This window comes from Limnobacter litoralis, from assembly GCF_030160455.1.
GTDB classification, from domain to species: Bacteria; Pseudomonadota; Gammaproteobacteria; order Burkholderiales; family Burkholderiaceae_B; genus Limnobacter; species Limnobacter litoralis.
The window spans coordinates 46725-62478 of sequence record NZ_BSOJ01000030.1; the positions used below are offsets into that span (position 1 = coordinate 46725).

At 55.7% G+C, this 15754-nt stretch carries 13 protein-coding genes; 3 read left to right on the forward strand and 10 right to left on the reverse strand.

The window, feature by feature from the left end; all coding sequences use genetic code 11:
• Nucleotides 1-34 precede the first annotated feature (34 nt).
• From QQJ87_RS12245 to QQJ87_RS12260, 4 genes are read right to left on the reverse strand one after another with little or no spacing between them, the layout of a single operon-like run.
• Nucleotides 35-919, reverse strand: a complete 885-nt coding sequence (locus tag QQJ87_RS12245; RefSeq protein WP_284282060.1) for a foldase protein PrsA — start codon at nucleotides 917-919, stop codon at nucleotides 35-37.
• A complete protein-coding gene (locus tag QQJ87_RS12250) occupies nucleotides 916-1398 on the reverse strand; it encodes a hypothetical protein (protein ID WP_284282062.1) in 483 nt (160 codons plus the stop codon). Before QQJ87_RS12250 ends, QQJ87_RS12245 begins: the two co-directional genes overlap by 4 nt.
• The gene (locus QQJ87_RS12255; protein WP_284282063.1) at nucleotides 1395-1889 is read right to left on the reverse strand and encodes a hypothetical protein; all 495 of its coding nucleotides are present in this window, start codon (nucleotides 1887-1889) and stop codon (nucleotides 1395-1397) included. Before QQJ87_RS12255 ends, QQJ87_RS12250 begins: the two co-directional genes overlap by 4 nt.
• 1 nt (nucleotide 1890) lies before the next feature.
• Nucleotides 1891-3393, reverse strand: coding sequence for a type II secretion system protein GspD (locus tag QQJ87_RS12260; protein ID WP_284282064.1), 1503 nt, complete (start codon nucleotides 3391-3393; stop codon nucleotides 1891-1893).
• A 177-nt stretch (nucleotides 3394-3570) separates the two neighbouring features.
• Here QQJ87_RS12260 and QQJ87_RS12265 point away from each other — a divergent pair, with 177 nt between their 5' ends.
• Entirely contained in the window at nucleotides 3571-4818 is a 1248-nt protein-coding gene (locus QQJ87_RS12265) for an MFS transporter (protein WP_284282065.1), read from the forward strand.
• 116 nt (nucleotides 4819-4934) lie between these two features.
• Here QQJ87_RS12265 and QQJ87_RS12270 read toward each other — a convergent pair whose 3' ends face one another.
• Complete coding sequence (locus QQJ87_RS12270) at nucleotides 4935-5690, reverse strand: LrgB family protein (RefSeq protein ID WP_284282066.1); 756 nt, start codon at nucleotides 5688-5690, stop codon at nucleotides 4935-4937.
• Nucleotides 5687-6031 carry a CidA/LrgA family protein gene (locus QQJ87_RS12275; RefSeq protein WP_284282067.1) on the reverse strand — a complete coding sequence of 115 codons (345 nt, stop codon included), beginning with the start codon at nucleotides 6029-6031 and terminating at the stop codon, nucleotides 5687-5689. The genes QQJ87_RS12270 and QQJ87_RS12275 overlap by 4 nt, the downstream gene beginning before the upstream one ends.
• Before the next feature lie 165 nt (nucleotides 6032-6196).
• On the opposite strand from QQJ87_RS12275, the gene QQJ87_RS12280 reads away from it, so the two are divergent.
• Together QQJ87_RS12280 and QQJ87_RS12285 are read left to right on the forward strand one after the other, a co-directional pair.
• Nucleotides 6197-6976: an SDR family NAD(P)-dependent oxidoreductase gene (locus tag QQJ87_RS12280; protein WP_284282068.1), complete on the forward strand. Its 780-nt coding sequence runs from the start codon at nucleotides 6197-6199 to the stop codon at nucleotides 6974-6976.
• A gap of 65 nt (nucleotides 6977-7041) precedes the next feature.
• The gene (locus QQJ87_RS12285; protein WP_284282069.1) at nucleotides 7042-7698 is read left to right on the forward strand and encodes an OmpA family protein; all 657 of its coding nucleotides are present in this window, start codon (nucleotides 7042-7044) and stop codon (nucleotides 7696-7698) included.
• A 76-nt stretch (nucleotides 7699-7774) separates the two neighbouring features.
• Here QQJ87_RS12285 and QQJ87_RS12290 read toward each other — a convergent pair whose 3' ends face one another.
• The 4 genes from QQJ87_RS12290 to QQJ87_RS12305 form a co-directional block, all read right to left on the reverse strand.
• The gene (locus QQJ87_RS12290; protein WP_284282070.1) at nucleotides 7775-9550 is read right to left on the reverse strand and encodes an AMP-binding protein; all 1776 of its coding nucleotides are present in this window, start codon (nucleotides 9548-9550) and stop codon (nucleotides 7775-7777) included.
• Between the two features lie 205 nt (nucleotides 9551-9755).
• Complete coding sequence (locus QQJ87_RS12295; RefSeq protein ID WP_284282071.1) at nucleotides 9756-10754, reverse strand: CaiB/BaiF CoA transferase family protein; 999 nt, start codon at nucleotides 10752-10754, stop codon at nucleotides 9756-9758.
• Between the two features lie 475 nt (nucleotides 10755-11229).
• Nucleotides 11230-13578 (reverse strand): acyl-CoA dehydrogenase, encoded by a 2349-nt coding sequence (locus tag QQJ87_RS12300; RefSeq protein ID WP_284282072.1) that lies wholly within the window; start codon nucleotides 13576-13578, stop codon nucleotides 11230-11232.
• 20 nt (nucleotides 13579-13598) lie between these two features.
• Nucleotides 13599-15743 (reverse strand): 3-hydroxyacyl-CoA dehydrogenase NAD-binding domain-containing protein, encoded by a 2145-nt coding sequence (locus tag QQJ87_RS12305; RefSeq protein ID WP_284282073.1) that lies wholly within the window; start codon nucleotides 15741-15743, stop codon nucleotides 13599-13601.
• Between the last annotated feature and the right edge of the window lie 11 nt (nucleotides 15744-15754).

The following is a 15754-nucleotide window of genomic DNA, read 5'->3' on the forward strand; positions in this document are numbered from 1 at the left end:
GAACTCCTTACGAACTTGTTGGGCAATGCCCTGATCAACCCAATTCCACTTTTGCATGGCGACGAGCCTGCTCCAGTTCTTGATTAAACTTTTGTGTGGCCAAACGTTCAATAATGTCTTGCTTTACATCCTCCAGGGTGGGCTTTTTGTCCTGCCTTATTTCATCTACGCGCAATACGAGAAATCCATTTCGAAGCGGCAACGGCTCACTGAATTCATCCTTTTTCAGGTGGGACACAATGCGGCCGAGGTTGTATGGCAATTGCGCTGCATTCGCATACCCGTCCCCATTGCCCACCAAGGGCTTCAGTTGGCTTAGCGCTTTTTTGTCGCCCTGTTTGAGATCCTCCAATGTCTTGCGCACATCGTTTGCATCGGTGGAGAGGTAATACGAGACCTTCCATCGCTTGTAGTTGTCATCCAGAACATTGTGGTCATAAAACGATTTGATCTCGGCATCCGTCACCTGTGCGCGCAAGGCCTGCATGCGTTTGGTGGTGTACAAAGTGGCAAGCACCTCGCGCTGAGCGGCGCGAACGGCGGCTTTTGCCTGATCCGCATAAAGCGTTTGAGCCTGCTCGGCTGCGAGTACTTTGTTGATGTACCGATCCACCACAATTGCTTTGTCCACACCGGTTCGTAACAGACCTGCTATTTCAGACTCGGTCACAGTGTCTCCGTTGACCGTGGCCACCACCGAGTCTTTCTTGTCCACGATGCCATCACTGGCGTGCGCACTTGAAATCAGTTCTGCCTGTGCGCTGGTTGAAGGTTGAATCACAGACCAAACGGTCCAAGCCATTGCACCAGCCACCACAGCGCCAACACCCAAGCCCATCAGGCGTCTGGATGGCCAAATGGCCTTGCCCCCTTCCGCCAAGGGTGCCGCTGATTTCGCGGAATGTTCATCAATACTCATGACACCTGCCCCTTCAATTTGACACTCACTGTTTCACGCACACCTTTGATGATCGCGACCGAAGCACCTTCTGTGCATTTGGCCAGACAGATCTCGTCTGCCTTCCACACCACGTCCTTGGAAATGCCCTGCACGCTGTTGAGTACGTACATGAACTCGGGATAATCCGTTGCCTTCGCGATGCGAATCACCAATCCCCTGGCCGACCCAGTCACCTCAACTTGACTACTCAGGCGGGAAAGAACCCTTGCATAGCTTTCGTACAGACTCTGATCAACCGGGTTGACATTGATTTGAAACTTCGGCAACTCGGCCAGCTGGGACACCTTGCTTCTCTGGCTGAGAAAATCGCCGACCTTTACCACAGTCGCCACCAGACTGATGGTGGCAACCATCATCAAGAGAACCGGGGCCAGACCAAGCAATCGCCCCATCTCATTGAAAATCATCGTTGAATCGTTTTTAAAATCGAGCTTCATGATTTTTTCTTCCCCTTCTCTGTTTTACGGACGGTTAACAAACCCTCCGTATCCCTGAGATCGGTGACCACATCTCGCCCCAAAGAGTCCAGGTAATCCTGGCTGACCCAGCTGGGAAGAACCAATTCAAACGATTCCTGGTTTTCACCTTTCAAGGAATACCTTTCAATCCAGCCTCCAGACCGGATCACGGTAGCGGACACCCTTTGTACCCGCGAGATTTGACGGGCAAGAGGTTGCTGCACATTCAACTTACCGATGGTTGCATTCAGATCGGACTCAATGGCGCGGGCATTGGTCTGCCCCTCGTCCCGAGCCACTGTGTAAACCTGAAGAACCTGCACCGCAATGAACACCGTCAATGAAAGAGCAAGCGTACTCAGTGCCCCCCAAAACACAGCCCTGCCTACTCGTTCCGACACACCCAATATGGCTTGAGGAATGCTTCGAAGGGGCTGACCCACCAACTGTTCCACTCGGTGTTGTGGCAAATCAAAACCGAGCAGATACGGGCGTCTGCTTCAAGGAAGAGAAGCTTTGACTCATTTTCAAATGCACGGGTGCTGAGAACGTATCCCCTTTTGTCACTGGCCTGTCTGCAGGTTTGGCCGACTGTGTCGCCGTTACCTCGGGACGACCGAAAGTCAGCAAGCGTGGTCGGATGGTGATCACCAATTCGGTTTGCTTGGTGACTTTCGATTTGCTGTTGATGGCTGCACCTGATGAATAATCATCTTGTGTGCGAGCCACCGTGATTCCCCCCAGCAAAATGGTGTCACCTGGACGACAGCGCACCTGGGTATTCAACTCACGGTCTGCAACTTCTGGCAAATTCAAATTCACGCCCAAGGCAGTAAATGGCCTCAAAGCCAGCAGCTCGGTGATTGAAATACCAATGCGGGTGTAGATGGTCGCCTCGTTCACCTCACCGGTCAGCGACACCTCCAGACCCGTTCTCAATGCCTGTGTGTCTGCTGTGGATTGTGAAACCCCATTGATGATCTGCGAACCCACGCGGGACACAAATGTCGTGGACTGCCCCACACGGATCATGCCATTGGTGCCATTCATCAAACCCAGTTTGGGTTGGCTGAGGGTGCGAACATCACCCTGAGTCTTCAAAAAATCGATCAGCACATCGGTTGAAAAATTCCGTCCGAAGATCAGGGACTCCAGTCCGGTGGATGTTCTGGCCACCTGCCCCAGCGTAGTGGCCGTGCTACTTGCGCCGCGAATCGGTGCGTCCAGCCCCGCATTCAAACCCTGGCCCGACTGAAACAGCTCCCAACGAATACCCATGTTGGATGAATCATTCAAATCCACCTGCAACACATCGACGTCATACACAATCAAGGAACGGGTGGCGCGCATGCGGGCCATGTAGGACTCAATGTTTTTCAAGGCTTTTCGATTGGCGCGAAACACCAATGAGCGATTGATCCGGTCCAGATACACATCCTGCGCGCCCAGATACTGCAGCGTGTTGGTCACCCCCGCCATACTGTCTTCCGCCAGCGAGGGGGGCATGGTCACCACAAACTGCTGCTCTGGCATGATCCGCAACACGCCGGATTCCGACACGCTCCAGAAAAACCCCATGATTTCACCCAGCTTATTCATAACCTGGTCAAATGGCCCGCTCAGGTTATTCAAAGTCACAACGCCATATCGCGACGCTGTTTCGGGGCCCCCTTCGAAACTCAGAGGCATGTTGGTGTTGGCCAGGATCAGCTGCAACACGTCAAACAAGCCGCTTTCCGTGACCGAGAGGCCATGGACCTGAACCTCCGGAAGTTGCCCGTGACTGACTGTCGGTCTCACCCAAAATGAATCATCGGGCACACTGTCGATAGGCAGCATCTGCTCCGCTTTCTGAATCGGAGGAACAGTCACGTCAGGCTTATGAATAGTGGCTCGAGCCTCGTCCTGCTGCGTAAATGGCCGCAAGGGTGAACACGCTGACAACAGGCACAAAAGCACCGCGTAAATCCCCATTGGGGCACTGCCTGTGCTGGTGCTATAGTTCGAGAAAGTGTTCATACATTGCCTTTGCCATGGGTGGTTTTCATCACCAAGTATTGGTAAGAACATCACCCGACGCATCCCTCGAACGAGTAACCACGGGCAACCCCACCCATCTGGTGGGCAGCCATTTGACCAATCTGCCACGCCATGAACACGACTTTGAAGCAGCCAAAAATCAATTCGCCCATGACCATACTGTGGTGCGGCGCACTGGTCATGACCCTGTCCCTTGGCATCCGCCATGCATTTGGTTTGTTTTTGCAGCCCATGAGCCTCGACAACCACTGGGGGCGAGAGGTGTTTGCACTGGCAATCGCCCTGCAAAACCTGATTTGGGGCCTGTCACAACCGTTCATCGGCAGGCTGGCTGACAAACTCGGATCGGGGCCAGTCATTCTGGTTGGCGGCCTGCTTTATGCGCTCGGTCTGGCTTTGATGTCGACGGCGCATTCGCAGGGCATTCTGATCGCCAGCGCGGGGGTACTGATCGGGCTGGGCCTGAGTTGCACCACCTACCCGGTGGTGTTTGGGGCCATCAGCCGGGTGATGCCCGCGCAGCGTCAAAGCATGGCGATGGGGATTTGCATGGCCTTGGGTTCGATGGGGCAGTTCACGTTTTTACCCACAGGCCTGTTCATGATCAATCACACAGGCTGGAGCTCGGCCCTGTTGATACTGGCAACCTTTGCGGTTGTGATGATCCCCCTTTCCCGACCGCTGTTTATCAAGCGCAACAACGCGGCGGCCATACACCCTGTTAAAGAACTGGTGAACACCGAGCGCAACATGATGCAAACCCTGAAAGCCGCGCTGAAGCACAAGGAATTCGGCTTGCTGGCATTGGGCTACTTTGTTTGTGGGTTTCAGGTGGTGTTCATCAGCACGCACCTGCCCAGCTATCTGCAAGACAAAGGCGTCTCAGCCAATGCAGGCAGCACTGCACTTGCGCTGATCGGCCTGTTCAACATTTTCGGCAGCTACACCGCAGGCTGGCTGGGTGGCAAATTGCGCAAACCCATGCTGCTGACTGTCATTTACAGTTTGCGCGCCCTGGCCATTCTGGTGTTCATCAGTGTGCCGCCCAGCGCAACGGCGGTTTATGTATTCGGTGCAGTCATGGGTTTTATCTGGCTGTCCACGGTTTCGTTAACGACCGGCACCGTGGCTTCCATGTTTGGCGTGAAAGACCTGGCGATGCTGGGTGGCCTGGTGTTTACGTTTCATCAAATTGGCGCATTTCTGGGTGGTTGGCTGGGCGGTCTTCTGTTTGATTTGACCGGCAGTTACACCGTCGTGTGGTGGATCTGCATCGGCCTTAGTATTGTAGCCGCATCAGTCAGCTGGCCAGTGCAGGAAAAACCGGCCTATCCCGAATTGGCGGGTGCAAAAGCATGATGCCAACTTGGTTGCAGGTGATCTTGCTGCTGGTGATCGCACTGACCATGGCAAGCTACTTCAGCCCCGACATGCGGGCTGTATTTGCCACCGCCTGGTCGGCCTGCTTTTGAAGATTAGCTGCCCACCAGCCAATGAAAGGCCAGCGGAATGAACACCGCGCCAAAAATGCCGTGTAAACCCATGCCGAGGCTTGCGTATTGCCCTGCTTCCGGATGAACGGCAAAGGCGCGCGCCGTGCCGATGCCATGTGCACTCAGGCCCATGGCAAAGCCACGCACCCACCAGCGCTTTAAGCCCATGGCATTGAACAGGTAAGTGCCAGTTGCCGCACCAAAAATACCGGTGACCACGGCAAAAATGGCGGTCAGCGTGGGGGAAGCGCCGATGTTCTCACTGATGCCCATACCAATGGGTGCAGTCACCGATTTGGCCCACAGGCTGTGGGTAATGTCGAGATTGGCGTGCATCAACTTCGCAACAGTCAAAGCGCTGGAAATGGCCACAGTGGACCCTACGCACAATGCCGCAACCAGCATGCTCAGTGACCTCGCCAGATTGCCCTTCAAAGCCGCCAAACCCTGATAAATGGGCACTGCAAGAGCCACCGTGGCTGTACCCAGCATGAAGTGAACAAACTGGGCACCTGCGAAATACTGCTGATAACTCAAACCGCTGATCTTCAAAAAGCCAGCCAGCAACAACACCGCAATCAACACCGGGTTGGCAAACGGATGCATGCCTGACTTTTTGTAACACCACACGCCGATTTGATAGGCCAGCAGGGTCAAAAACAGCGCAGTGAGCGGATTGCCCGTCAGATAAACCCAAATTTCGGGCAGATTCATTTTGCCGTGTGCGATCGGTGTCATTTCGTGATCCTGTCAGCCAGTTTGTTCAAAACCCAGGCGGTCGCCGCCATGGTGCACACCACGCTGATCAGCAGCGTCACAAAGATGGTGAATCCGTACTCTGAAATAACCGGCCAGAATACAACGACGCCCACTGCGGCAGGCACAAACAACAAACCCAGATTGGCGGCCAGAACATTGGCCGTGGTGGCCACATCGTCGGGCACCCCTTTGCGGATCACAAAATAGGCGAGCAGACACACCAGCCCAAACACAGGGCCGGGAATCGAAGGCAACAAGCCTTTGCTGAGCAATTCGCCCAAGGCTTGAAAAGCAAGCAGAACGGTGAGTGATCGGATCATGCACAGCAGTGTAGCGCGTGCCGAATGAACAGCAACATACTGGTTATTCCGTAGTTTTTTAAAAAAGTAGAATGAAGCCCCCACTTGAAACAAGGGCTTTGGCATAGCCACTCTGGCCATTTCTGCCTACACTAGGGCGCAAAACACCCACAGGCAAACACCGAAATGAGCACAAAACAGCATTACGCACTGGTCACCGGCGCATCCAGCGGCATCGGTCTTGAATTCGCATGGCAACTGGCCCGGGGCGGGTACAACCTGATCCTGGTGGCGCGCAACGAAGCCGCGCTGAACGAACTGGCCGCTCAAATTCACTCGGAGACCGGGGTGAACGTCGAGGTGTATGCCCGCGACCTGGCCAAACCCAACGCGGCGCAAGCACTGGCAACCGATCTGGGCGCAGGCTTGAGACGTGTTGAACTGCTCGTAAACAACGCGGGTTTTGGCCTGCACGGCCGGTTTCACGAGCTGCCGATGGAAGGCATTGCACAGATGATGCAACTGAACATGAACACGCTGACCGAGCTGACTTACCTCTGCCTGCCTCACATGATGCAAGCCATGCGAGGTGAAATCATCAACATCGCCTCAGTGGCAAGCTTCCAGCCCTGCCCCAATTTCGCAGTGTATGCGGCCAGCAAAGCCTATGTGCTCAGCTTCAGTGAGGCCCTGAACATTGAACTTGCTGACGCTGGCATCAAGGTGACAGCGGTGTGCCCAGGTTCCACCGACACCAATTTCCACAACATCGCAGGCACCAGCCATTTGCGCGCTGTTCAGCTGATGGACAGTCCCAAAAAAGTGGTTCAACTCAGCCTGAAAGCAGTGCGGGCCGGTCGGGCCAGCATCGTCACCGGCCTGAGCAACAAAGCCATTCCACTTGCTTCACGCCTGCTTCCAAGGTATTTAATGGGTAAAACGGCGCAATTGCTTTTCAAAAAGTAGGGTCAACCCTGTCCGTTTAATCGCGTTACAATGATTCACGATTCAAAGACGCAAAAGGACTGAACATGAAAAAGCTCACAGCGACCACGCTGGCCGCCGCACTGCTGGCGGCTGGCTGCTCATCAATTCAAACCCAACCCGCGCCCCAACCTGTGCCTGCACCCGGTTCGCCTGTGGCTGAAGCGGGCTGCCCGCTTGCGCCCGAGCGCCCTGTTGACAACAGCAAGAAAGCGATTGGTGCTGGCGTGGGTGCCGTTGCCGGCGCACTGATCGGCAACGCCACAGGCGGTAAAAACACCGTGATCGGCGCTGGTCTTGGCGGCTTGTTCGGTTACCTGGTTGGTAGCGAAATCGCTGTGCGTGAGCAACGTGACGGCTCTGTCATGCTGGACATTCCAGGTGCTGCACTTTTTGACACCGACAAAACCGCGATCAAACCCAAATTTGCCAGCACACTGGACCAGATCAGTGCCACACTGCGCGACAACCCGGGCACCATCGTGTGCATCATTGGCTACACCGACAGCACCGGCAGCAGCAGCTACAACGCCAACCTGTCTGTTCGTCGCGCCGAATCTGTGCGTGAATTTCTTGAACGCAAAGGCATCGAGGGCAATCGCCTGACTGCGGCAGGTCTGGGCGAACGCTTCCCAGTGGCTTCCAACAGCACCGAAAGTGGTCGCACACAAAACCGCAGGGTTGAAATGTACGTTCGCCGATAAATGATTTGAACCATCAGCCACAAAAAAAACCCGTCCGAGGACGGGTTTTTTTGTAGGCCTTCAATACACCGATAGTTTACTCTTTCGGCTTGTCACGCAGCTCACGGCGAAGAATCTTGCCGACCGGTGTTTTGGGCAGGTCGCTACGGAATTCCACAAAGGACGGAATCTTGTAGCCAGTCAGGTTCTTGCGGCAATGCGCGATCAGATCGTCTTTGGTCAGCGCTGGATCTTTTTTGACCACGACCAGCTTGACCTTTTCGCCAGACACCGGATCGGGAACACCGACCACACCACATTCAAGTACGCCGGGGTGCTGTGCAACCACGTCCTCAATTTCATTGGGGAACACGTTAAAGCCAGACACGATGATCATGTCTTTCTTGCGGTCCACAATTTTCAGGAAGCCGTTTTCGTCCATCACGCCAATGTCGCCCGTGGCCAGCCAACCATCCTTGTCGATGGTTTTGGCGGTTTCTTCTGGGCGATTCAAATAACCCAGCATCACTTGCGGGCCTTTCACGCAGATTTCACCAGGCTCGTTGATGCCACCCCACAAACCATCGTCGCGGCGCAAACGGACGTCTGTTCCCACGATGGGCAGACCCACATTGCCCGCAAAGGGTGGGCGTTCGCTACCGTGCAAAGGCGGCACACTAACCACGGGTGAGGTCTCGGTCATGCCGAAGCCTTCGGAAATGGCGCACCCTGTGACCTGGTACCAACGCTCAGCAATCGGTTGCTGGAGGGCCATACCGCCACTCAGTGCGAATTTCATGTCAGAAAAGTCACGCTTGACGAACTCTTCGTTGTTCAGGAACGCATTGAACAAGGTATTGACCGCTGTGATGACATGGAACTTCTCTTTGCGCAGTACCTTCATCACCATGCCAACGTCGCGCGGGTTGGCCACCAGAATATTGCGCGCACCAAAAGTCATGAACAGCATACAGTTCACAGCCAGCGCATAGATGTGATACAGCGGGAGCATGGTGACCACAGTAATGGGCTCGGTGCCGATCGCTTCGCTCATCCAGGCCAGGCCCTGCTCAAGGTTACTCAGCAGATTGCGTTGGGTCAGCATGGCGCCCTTGCTGACACCTGTGGTGCCGCCGGTGTACTGCAACAGGGCCACGTCGTCGAGCTTGGGGGCAGGCTTCGGAAAATTCACGCCCTTGCCCTTGGCCAAAGCCGCCTTGATGTTGATCGCACCTGGCAGGCTGTATTCGGGCACCATTTTCTTGACTTTGCGCATCACAAAGTTCACCAGCGGGCCTTTCAAACCGCCAAACAGGTCACCAAGCTGCGTAATCACGATTTGCTTGACCTGTGTGCCTTCCAGCGCATCTTGCAGGGTCTTGGCAAAGTTCTCGAACACCACGATGGTTTGCGCGCCACTGTCTTTCAACTGGTGGTTCAATTCGCGCACGGTGTACAGCGGGTTCACGTTGGTCAGGGTGCAACCAAGCTTCATGGCACCCACAAAGCACACCGGAAACTGCACGGCGTTGGGCATCATGATGGCGACCACGTCGCCCGCCTTGATGCCGATGGAATGCAGGTAACCCGCAAACTGGTCAGACAGTTCGTCCACTTGCCGATAGGTGAATTCCGTGCCAGCCGACACAAATGCCACGTTGTTGGCGTATTTTTTCAGCGAGGCCTGCACCATTTCCAGCAGACTGGCATAGCGCAGCGGGGGCGTGTCAATGGGTACACGAGGCGGGTAGGATTTGGTCCAGTAACGCGACTCGAAGAGTTCCTGGGCTTCTTTGCTGACAAAACCACCGAACTGGTCGGGGCTTACCTTGGGGGCTTGCTCAAGCCCCGCGTCTTCTGGACGGGCAGACATGTATTGATCTCCATTGAATCAAATGAATTGGCCGATGGAGAGCATTGCTGCACTGGTGCCGACTGTCTCCCCGGCCGAGCTTTTTCACTCGATTGTTTTTATAGTGTTGTATAAGACTTGTTGTATGCCAACGATACCACTGTTACCGGAAATTGGGGGATTTTCTGGCGAAATTAGAGTGCCAATACCAGCCGATCGCCGCACTTCAAGCCAGAATGCCGCGTTCCCGAATTTCCTGTCGGCTAAGCACCGGGGTGACACAGGCGTCGACCCTGCCGAATACCATTTCCCAATGGGAAAGCGGCTGAGAAGCGATTAACGCTTTCACGTCGTCGCGAATTTTGACCGCCGCAGGTGTGCCCGGAAACACGCCTTTGCTCCAGTGAATGTCTGCCCACTCCGGCTTGCCCATGGCCTCGCAGGCCACCTTCCAGAAACGGTGCTCCAGCGAGCCCACCGCCAGAAAGCGGTCGTCTTGGGTGCGGTACACGTTGTAACAGGCAAGCCCCCCAGAAAGCAAATCGTCCTGATGCGCCTTCGGCGCACCCGTCATGGCAATCCACATCTGTTCCATGCTGTCAGGCATGATGTTTTGCTTGTGCAGATTGTGGGTCATCGAGATGTCGACAAAACTGCCCTGCCCGGTGCGCTGGGCTTTCAACAGCGCAGCCAGAATGCCCTGCACGGCGTATGCAGTGCCGCCAAACAAATCGCCAAACTGCACAGCAGGCACAGGCAAGTCACCGCTGGCCGTTTGCAAACCATGCAGTACACCGCTTAGCGCCATGTAATTGATGTCGTGCCCAGCCTTTTCAGCAAGGTTGCCCTGCTGACCATAGCCTGTGATGCAGCACATCACCAAGCGAGGGTTCAGGGCTTTCAGGGTGTCGTATCCGCAGCCCATGTCAGCCATCACACCCGGTCTGAATCCGTCGATCAACACATCGGCTTTGGCCGCGTGGTCTTTCAGGATCTGGATTCCCTCTGGCGTGCGAAAGTCTGCCGTTACGATGGCCTTTTCGCTGTTCAGGGCCTCGTACAGCATCGGCATGCTTTTGGCATCGTCCCCATGCGGTGGCTCCAGCTTGATGACGGTCGCACCCATTTGCTGCAGTACCAGTGAAGTGGCTGGCCCTGGCAAGTTGCGCGACAGGTCAAGCACTGTGATGCCAGCAAGCAGGGTTGGGTCTTGGATGGGCGCCATGCGGGATTACCTCGTGATGAATTGTTGTCGTAATAAATCGCTGACCTGAATCGGCGAATCGCTGACCTGAATCGGCGAATCTCAGGATCACCGGGCCGCCTGAAAGCCTGACTGCCCCCTCATTGAATGTCAATTCTTGCTCGCCTCGCCCGGCAAAAGTAATCGCCGGGCCTCCGCGACGACCCCAGGTCGTGCGCAACAATTGTATTCAAACGGGCAGGCTTTCTTGAAGGCGGCACCAGCGCCCCTGACGATCGCCGAATCAGCATCAGCATCAGCATCAGCATCAGCATCAGCATCAAGCGAAGTTTGAGTCGTCACTGCGTTCTGCCGACTTCAGGCAATCGATGCGAAGACGCCATTGCATTTCGCATGCCCCAAGCCAGAACCAGCAAGCCGGGGAAAAAGACTTGCCAAGGCAGAAGGTGATGGCGGCTCAAACTGAGCGCGCCAACTCAAACTTAGCAATGCCTTTTCAGGAGTTCACCACCTTCAAACGCTCAACTGGCTGAGCCACTGCACCATGCGGTACGTTGGGCAAGTTGGCGCTGTCAAAGCCAGGTGCGTAGGTGATTGAATCGTCACCGAAGAATTCCTGCGGTGTGAATTCGTCCACCATGATGGCCTCCAGGCTGATGCGGTTGGCACGGTCCAGCAGCTTCTTGTCGTCTGCAGTGATAATGCCTTTGGCCAGTGCTGCGTCGGCCAGTTCCTGCACAGATCCCTTTTCAAGCTGCTTGGCACGGCGTGCAGCCATGATCTTGCGCTGAACACCCTCTGCGGCCTGCACTGCTTCAAAAGCAGCCAGCAGACGCTTCACACCTGTGGTGTTGGCCAGTACTTCGTCGTTGTCCAACTCAGCCAGGTTGACCTTGGGCAGGTACAAGTCGCCCGCAATGCGATCCATTTGCGCGCCCGACTTGGTGATGGTTTTGGCCACAACAGGAACCAATCGGTCGCGGGTTGAACCCACCAGCGGATTCAGGCGCAGACCCAAATAACCCACGGTGCGCATCCACAAGCCCAAGGGGTTCTTGCCGAAGTTGGCGTAAATGGACTCAAACGCCTTCTGGATTTTCTCCAGCGCGTATTCACAGGCGTACTGCACCAGTGGCAAGTCTTCGCGCTGCTCGCCTTCCGCCACATAGCGGCGAACGGTTGAAATGGCGAGCAATTGCCAGCCCAATGCATCAGCAAAGTGACCGGTCAGTTGTTGGCGGGCCTTCAACTTGCCGCCCACGGTCAGCAAAGCCATGTCGGTGAGATAAGCGTAGCGTGAAGAAGTCCAAGCCAGCTTGCGCAGGTAAGGTGTCACGCCGTCAATCTTGGGCACACTGGCCAGGTAACCACGTGTGGCGGTCAGGCCAATCAGGCGGCCGGTGTTGACCACCATGTGGCCGATCCAGCCTTTCAGCGCGCTGCTGAATGTGGGCAGATCATTGGCTTCCAGCGCGTTGGCAATTTTGAACGCGTAGGGGTGGCAACGCACAGCACCCTGACCAAAGGTGATCAGACTGCGGGTCATGATGTTCGCACCTTCCACGGTGATGGCCACCGGGGCTGAACAATAACCGCGACCGATGATGTTGTTGGGGCCTTGCATCACGCCGGCACCAGCCATCACGTCCATGGCGTTGGTGGCCTGCACGCGCGACAACTCAGTCAAATAGGCTTTCCAGACCGCAGACACCACCGGAGGCTGCTCGTCATTGTCCAGCGCGCTGACCGCGTACACACGCGCCCCTTCGGCCAGGTAAGCCATGGCTGCAATTTCAGCCAGCTTTTCCTGAATGCCTTCCATTTCAGCAATGGGCATGCCGAACTGTTGCCGCACACGGGCGTAAGCACCCGCTGCGGCAGCAGCAGCACGCACACCACCGACAGCACCCGCTGGCAATGAAACGGCACGACCACCAGCCAGCTGCTCCATCAACATGCGCCAACCTTGACCGGCGCACTCCACACCACCGATGATTTCGTCGGCGTCGATGACCACGTCTTTGCCCACAATGGGGCCGTTGTAGAAGGCATCACCAATCGGTTGATGGTGCTTGCCCATTTCAAGACCAGGCGTACCGCGGTGCACCAGTGCAACCGTGATGCCAACATCGCTGCCTTTGCCCAGCAGATTGTCGGGGTCTTGCAGTTTGAAGGCCAGCGAGATCAGGTTGGCCACCGGGGCCAGTGTGATGTAGCGCTTGCGGAAGTTCAGCTTGATCTGCAGCTTGCCTTCGGCGTTTTTGAACAGCACGCCACGGGCCAGAATGGACGCAGCGTCTGAACCAGCCGTTGGCTCGGTCAAGCCGAAACAAGGCAGGTATTCACCACTGGCCAGGCGTGGCAAATAGTGGTCCTTCTGGCTTTGCTTGCCGTAGTGTTTCAGCAGTTCGGCCGCGCCCAGGCTGTTGGGAATCACCACAAAAGTGGACAGCAAGGGGCTGTGCGCACTCAACATGGCCATGATGGTTGAAATGGCGTTCACCGAAAACTCTTGGCCGCCATAGGACTGCGGAATCAGGAAGCTGAAAAAGCCCTGAGACTTCATGTAGTCGATGGCTTGCTTGGGCACAATGCGCGTGCGGGCCAGTTCATAGCTGTCGACCATGTCGCACAGGTTCTTGACCGGGCCATCGATGAAATCGCGCTCGCGTTTGTTCAGTTTGGCGTAGGGCTCGCTGAACATTTTTGCAAAATCGGGCTTGCCCGAGAACACCTGCCCGTCGATCCACACCGTGCCCGCTTCCAGCGCCTGGCGCTCAGTGGGGGAAATTTGCGGCATGGCCTTGGCCTTGATCAGGCCATTCATGATTGCTTTAAAAACCATTGTCATTGCTCCTTGTGTCTTTAGTTCAAGACGTCTTCAAGTTGTTTGCCTTGGGCGGCCAGTTCAACCAGCATGCTGGCTGGCTTGAAACGCTCGCCATACTTGGCAGCCAGCTCTTCGCAACGCTTCACGAACTGGGGCAAACCTTTGGCATTGATAAACTGCAGCATGCCGCCGGTAAACGGCGCAAAACCAAGGCCGAAAATCGACCCGATGTTGCCGTCAGCGACGGTGCGCAGCACTTTTTCCTGCAGGCACTTGGCGGCCTCGTTGGCCTGGATGTACATCAGGCGATCCTGAATTTCCTGGCTGGAGGGTTGCTCTTTGGCCAAAGGAAATTCCTGATTGATGCCGGGCCACAGGGTTTTGCCGGTCGGGGTGTAGTCGTAATACCCTTTGCCGGCCTTTTTGCCAATGCGACCGTGCTTTTCAGCAATGGCGCGCATCACTTTGGAACCCGGGTGCTCAGGGAAAGTTTGACCTGCAGCTTCCATGTCCTTGCGGGTCTGGTTTTCAATCAGGATGGACAGGCTCAAACTGACCTCGTCGTGAATGGCCAGCGGTGGCATCGGCATGCCTGCCTCCAGACCGGCCATTTCGATGCTGCGTGGGTGCACACCCTCGCCCACCATGGCTGCGCCTTCCATCAGGTAAGTGCCAAACACGCGGCTGGTGAAAAAGCCGCGGCTGTCATTGACCACAATCGGTGTTTTGCCGATTTGCTGAACATAGTCAAAGCCTTTGGCCAGGGTTTCATCGTCGGTGTCTTTGCCGCAGATGATTTCAACCAGCGGCATTTTGTCCACTGGGCTGAAAAAGTGCAGACCAATAAACTGCTTGGGTCGCTTGGAAGCCTGGGCCAAGCCTGTGATTGGCAGGGTTGACGTGTTGGACGCAAACACCGCACTGGCGGGAATCACCGCCTCGGCCTTGGCCGTTACTTCGGCCTTTACGCCACGGTCTTCAAACACCGCTTCAATCACCAAGTCAGCGCCTTCCAGTTTGGAATAATCGGTGGAGGCGGTAATCAGGCTCAGCAAAGCGTCTTTCTTTTCGGGCGTGCTGCGCTTTTTCGCAATCGCCTTGTCCAGCAAATTGGTGCTGTAGGCCTTGCCCTTGTCAGCGGCTTCCTGCGTGGCGTCGATCAACACCACTTCAATGCCCACTTTGGCCGACACGTAGGCAATGCCGGCACCCATCATGCCTGCGCCCAAAATACCCAGCTTCTTCACTTGCGATTTTGCAGGTGCGCTGGGTCGGCTTTGGCCTTTCTTGATGGCGTTCAGCTGGAACCACAGCGTATTCATCATGTTCTTGCTTTCCTGCGAGAGCACGCAGGCAGCAAAGTAACGGCTTTCCACCTTCAAACCGGTGTCGATGTCGGTGATGCCACCCTCAAACACACAACTCGCGATGTGGTTCAGCGCTGGGTAGTTGCCATAAGCCTTGGCGTTGGCCATGGAAGGGGCAATCGCCCACAATTGCGCAATGGCGGGGTGCTTTGAATCGCCGCCGGGGAACTTGAATCCTTTGACATCCCAAGGCTGCTGGGCCACCTGGTTGGCCACGCACCAGGCGCGGGCCTTGCTGATCAGCTCTTCCAGTGTGTCGGCAGTGTCGTTCAGAATGCCCTTCTTCAAGGCCTGTTCAACGCGCAGCTCGGTGCCCTGCGTCATCAGTTGCAAGCTTTCCTGAATGCCCACGATGCGTGGCAGGCGCTGCGTACCACCGCCGCCAGGCAGCAGACCCAATTTCACCTCGGGCAAGCCAAACTTGGCCTTGGGGTTGTTCAGCGCGATGCGATGGTTACAAGCCAAAGCCAGTTCAAGACCGCCGCCCAAGGCAGTGCCGTTCAATGCGGCCACAAAGGGCTTGGTGCACTTTTCCATGCGACGCAACAGGCCTTTGAAGGCTTCCGCCAAATCAAATGCAACCTGTGGGTCGGTGATCTTGTACACATTTTCAAGATCGGCCCCGGCCAAAAACTCTTTTTTGCCAGAGGTCAAAACCACACCCTTCACGGCTGGGTCTGTTTCAATTTTGGACAGCACCTCGGCGTAAGGGCCCATCAGTTCGTCGTTCAGCACGTTCATGGAACGGCCGGGCATGTCCAGGGTCACCACCGCAATACCGTCGGCACCCAATTCAAATTTCACTGCAGTCATGTTCAATTCCT

Excerpts from the sequence above, each read along its gene's own strand:
- QQJ87_RS12285 (WP_284282069.1), top strand. The coding sequence starts at position 7,042 with ATGAAAAAGCTCACAGCGACCACGCTGGCCGCCGCACTGCTGGCGGCT.
- QQJ87_RS12270 (WP_284282066.1), bottom strand. The coding sequence starts at position 5,690 with ATGACACCGATCGCACACGGCAAAATGAATCTGCCCGAAATTTGGGTT.
- QQJ87_RS12245 (WP_284282060.1), bottom strand. The coding sequence starts at position 919 with ATGAGTATTGATGAACATTCCGCGAAATCAGCGGCACCCTTGGCGGAA.
- QQJ87_RS12290 (WP_284282070.1), bottom strand. The coding sequence starts at position 9,550 with ATGTCTGCCCGTCCAGAAGACGCGGGGCTTGAGCAAGCCCCCAAGGTA.
- QQJ87_RS12275 (WP_284282067.1), bottom strand. The coding sequence starts at position 6,031 with ATGATCCGATCACTCACCGTTCTGCTTGCTTTTCAAGCCTTGGGCGAA.
- QQJ87_RS12250 (WP_284282062.1), bottom strand. The coding sequence starts at position 1,398 with ATGAAGCTCGATTTTAAAAACGATTCAACGATGATTTTCAATGAGATG.
- QQJ87_RS12305 (WP_284282073.1), bottom strand. The coding sequence starts at position 15,743 with ATGACTGCAGTGAAATTTGAATTGGGTGCCGACGGTATTGCGGTGGTG.
- QQJ87_RS12265 (WP_284282065.1), top strand. The coding sequence starts at position 3,571 with ATGAACACGACTTTGAAGCAGCCAAAAATCAATTCGCCCATGACCATA.
- QQJ87_RS12280 (WP_284282068.1), top strand. The coding sequence starts at position 6,197 with ATGAGCACAAAACAGCATTACGCACTGGTCACCGGCGCATCCAGCGGC.
- QQJ87_RS12300 (WP_284282072.1), bottom strand. The coding sequence starts at position 13,578 with ATGGTTTTTAAAGCAATCATGAATGGCCTGATCAAGGCCAAGGCCATG.
- QQJ87_RS12260 (WP_284282064.1), bottom strand. The coding sequence starts at position 3,393 with ATGGGGATTTACGCGGTGCTTTTGTGCCTGTTGTCAGCGTGTTCACCC.
- QQJ87_RS12295 (WP_284282071.1), bottom strand. The coding sequence starts at position 10,754 with ATGGCGCCCATCCAAGACCCAACCCTGCTTGCTGGCATCACAGTGCTT.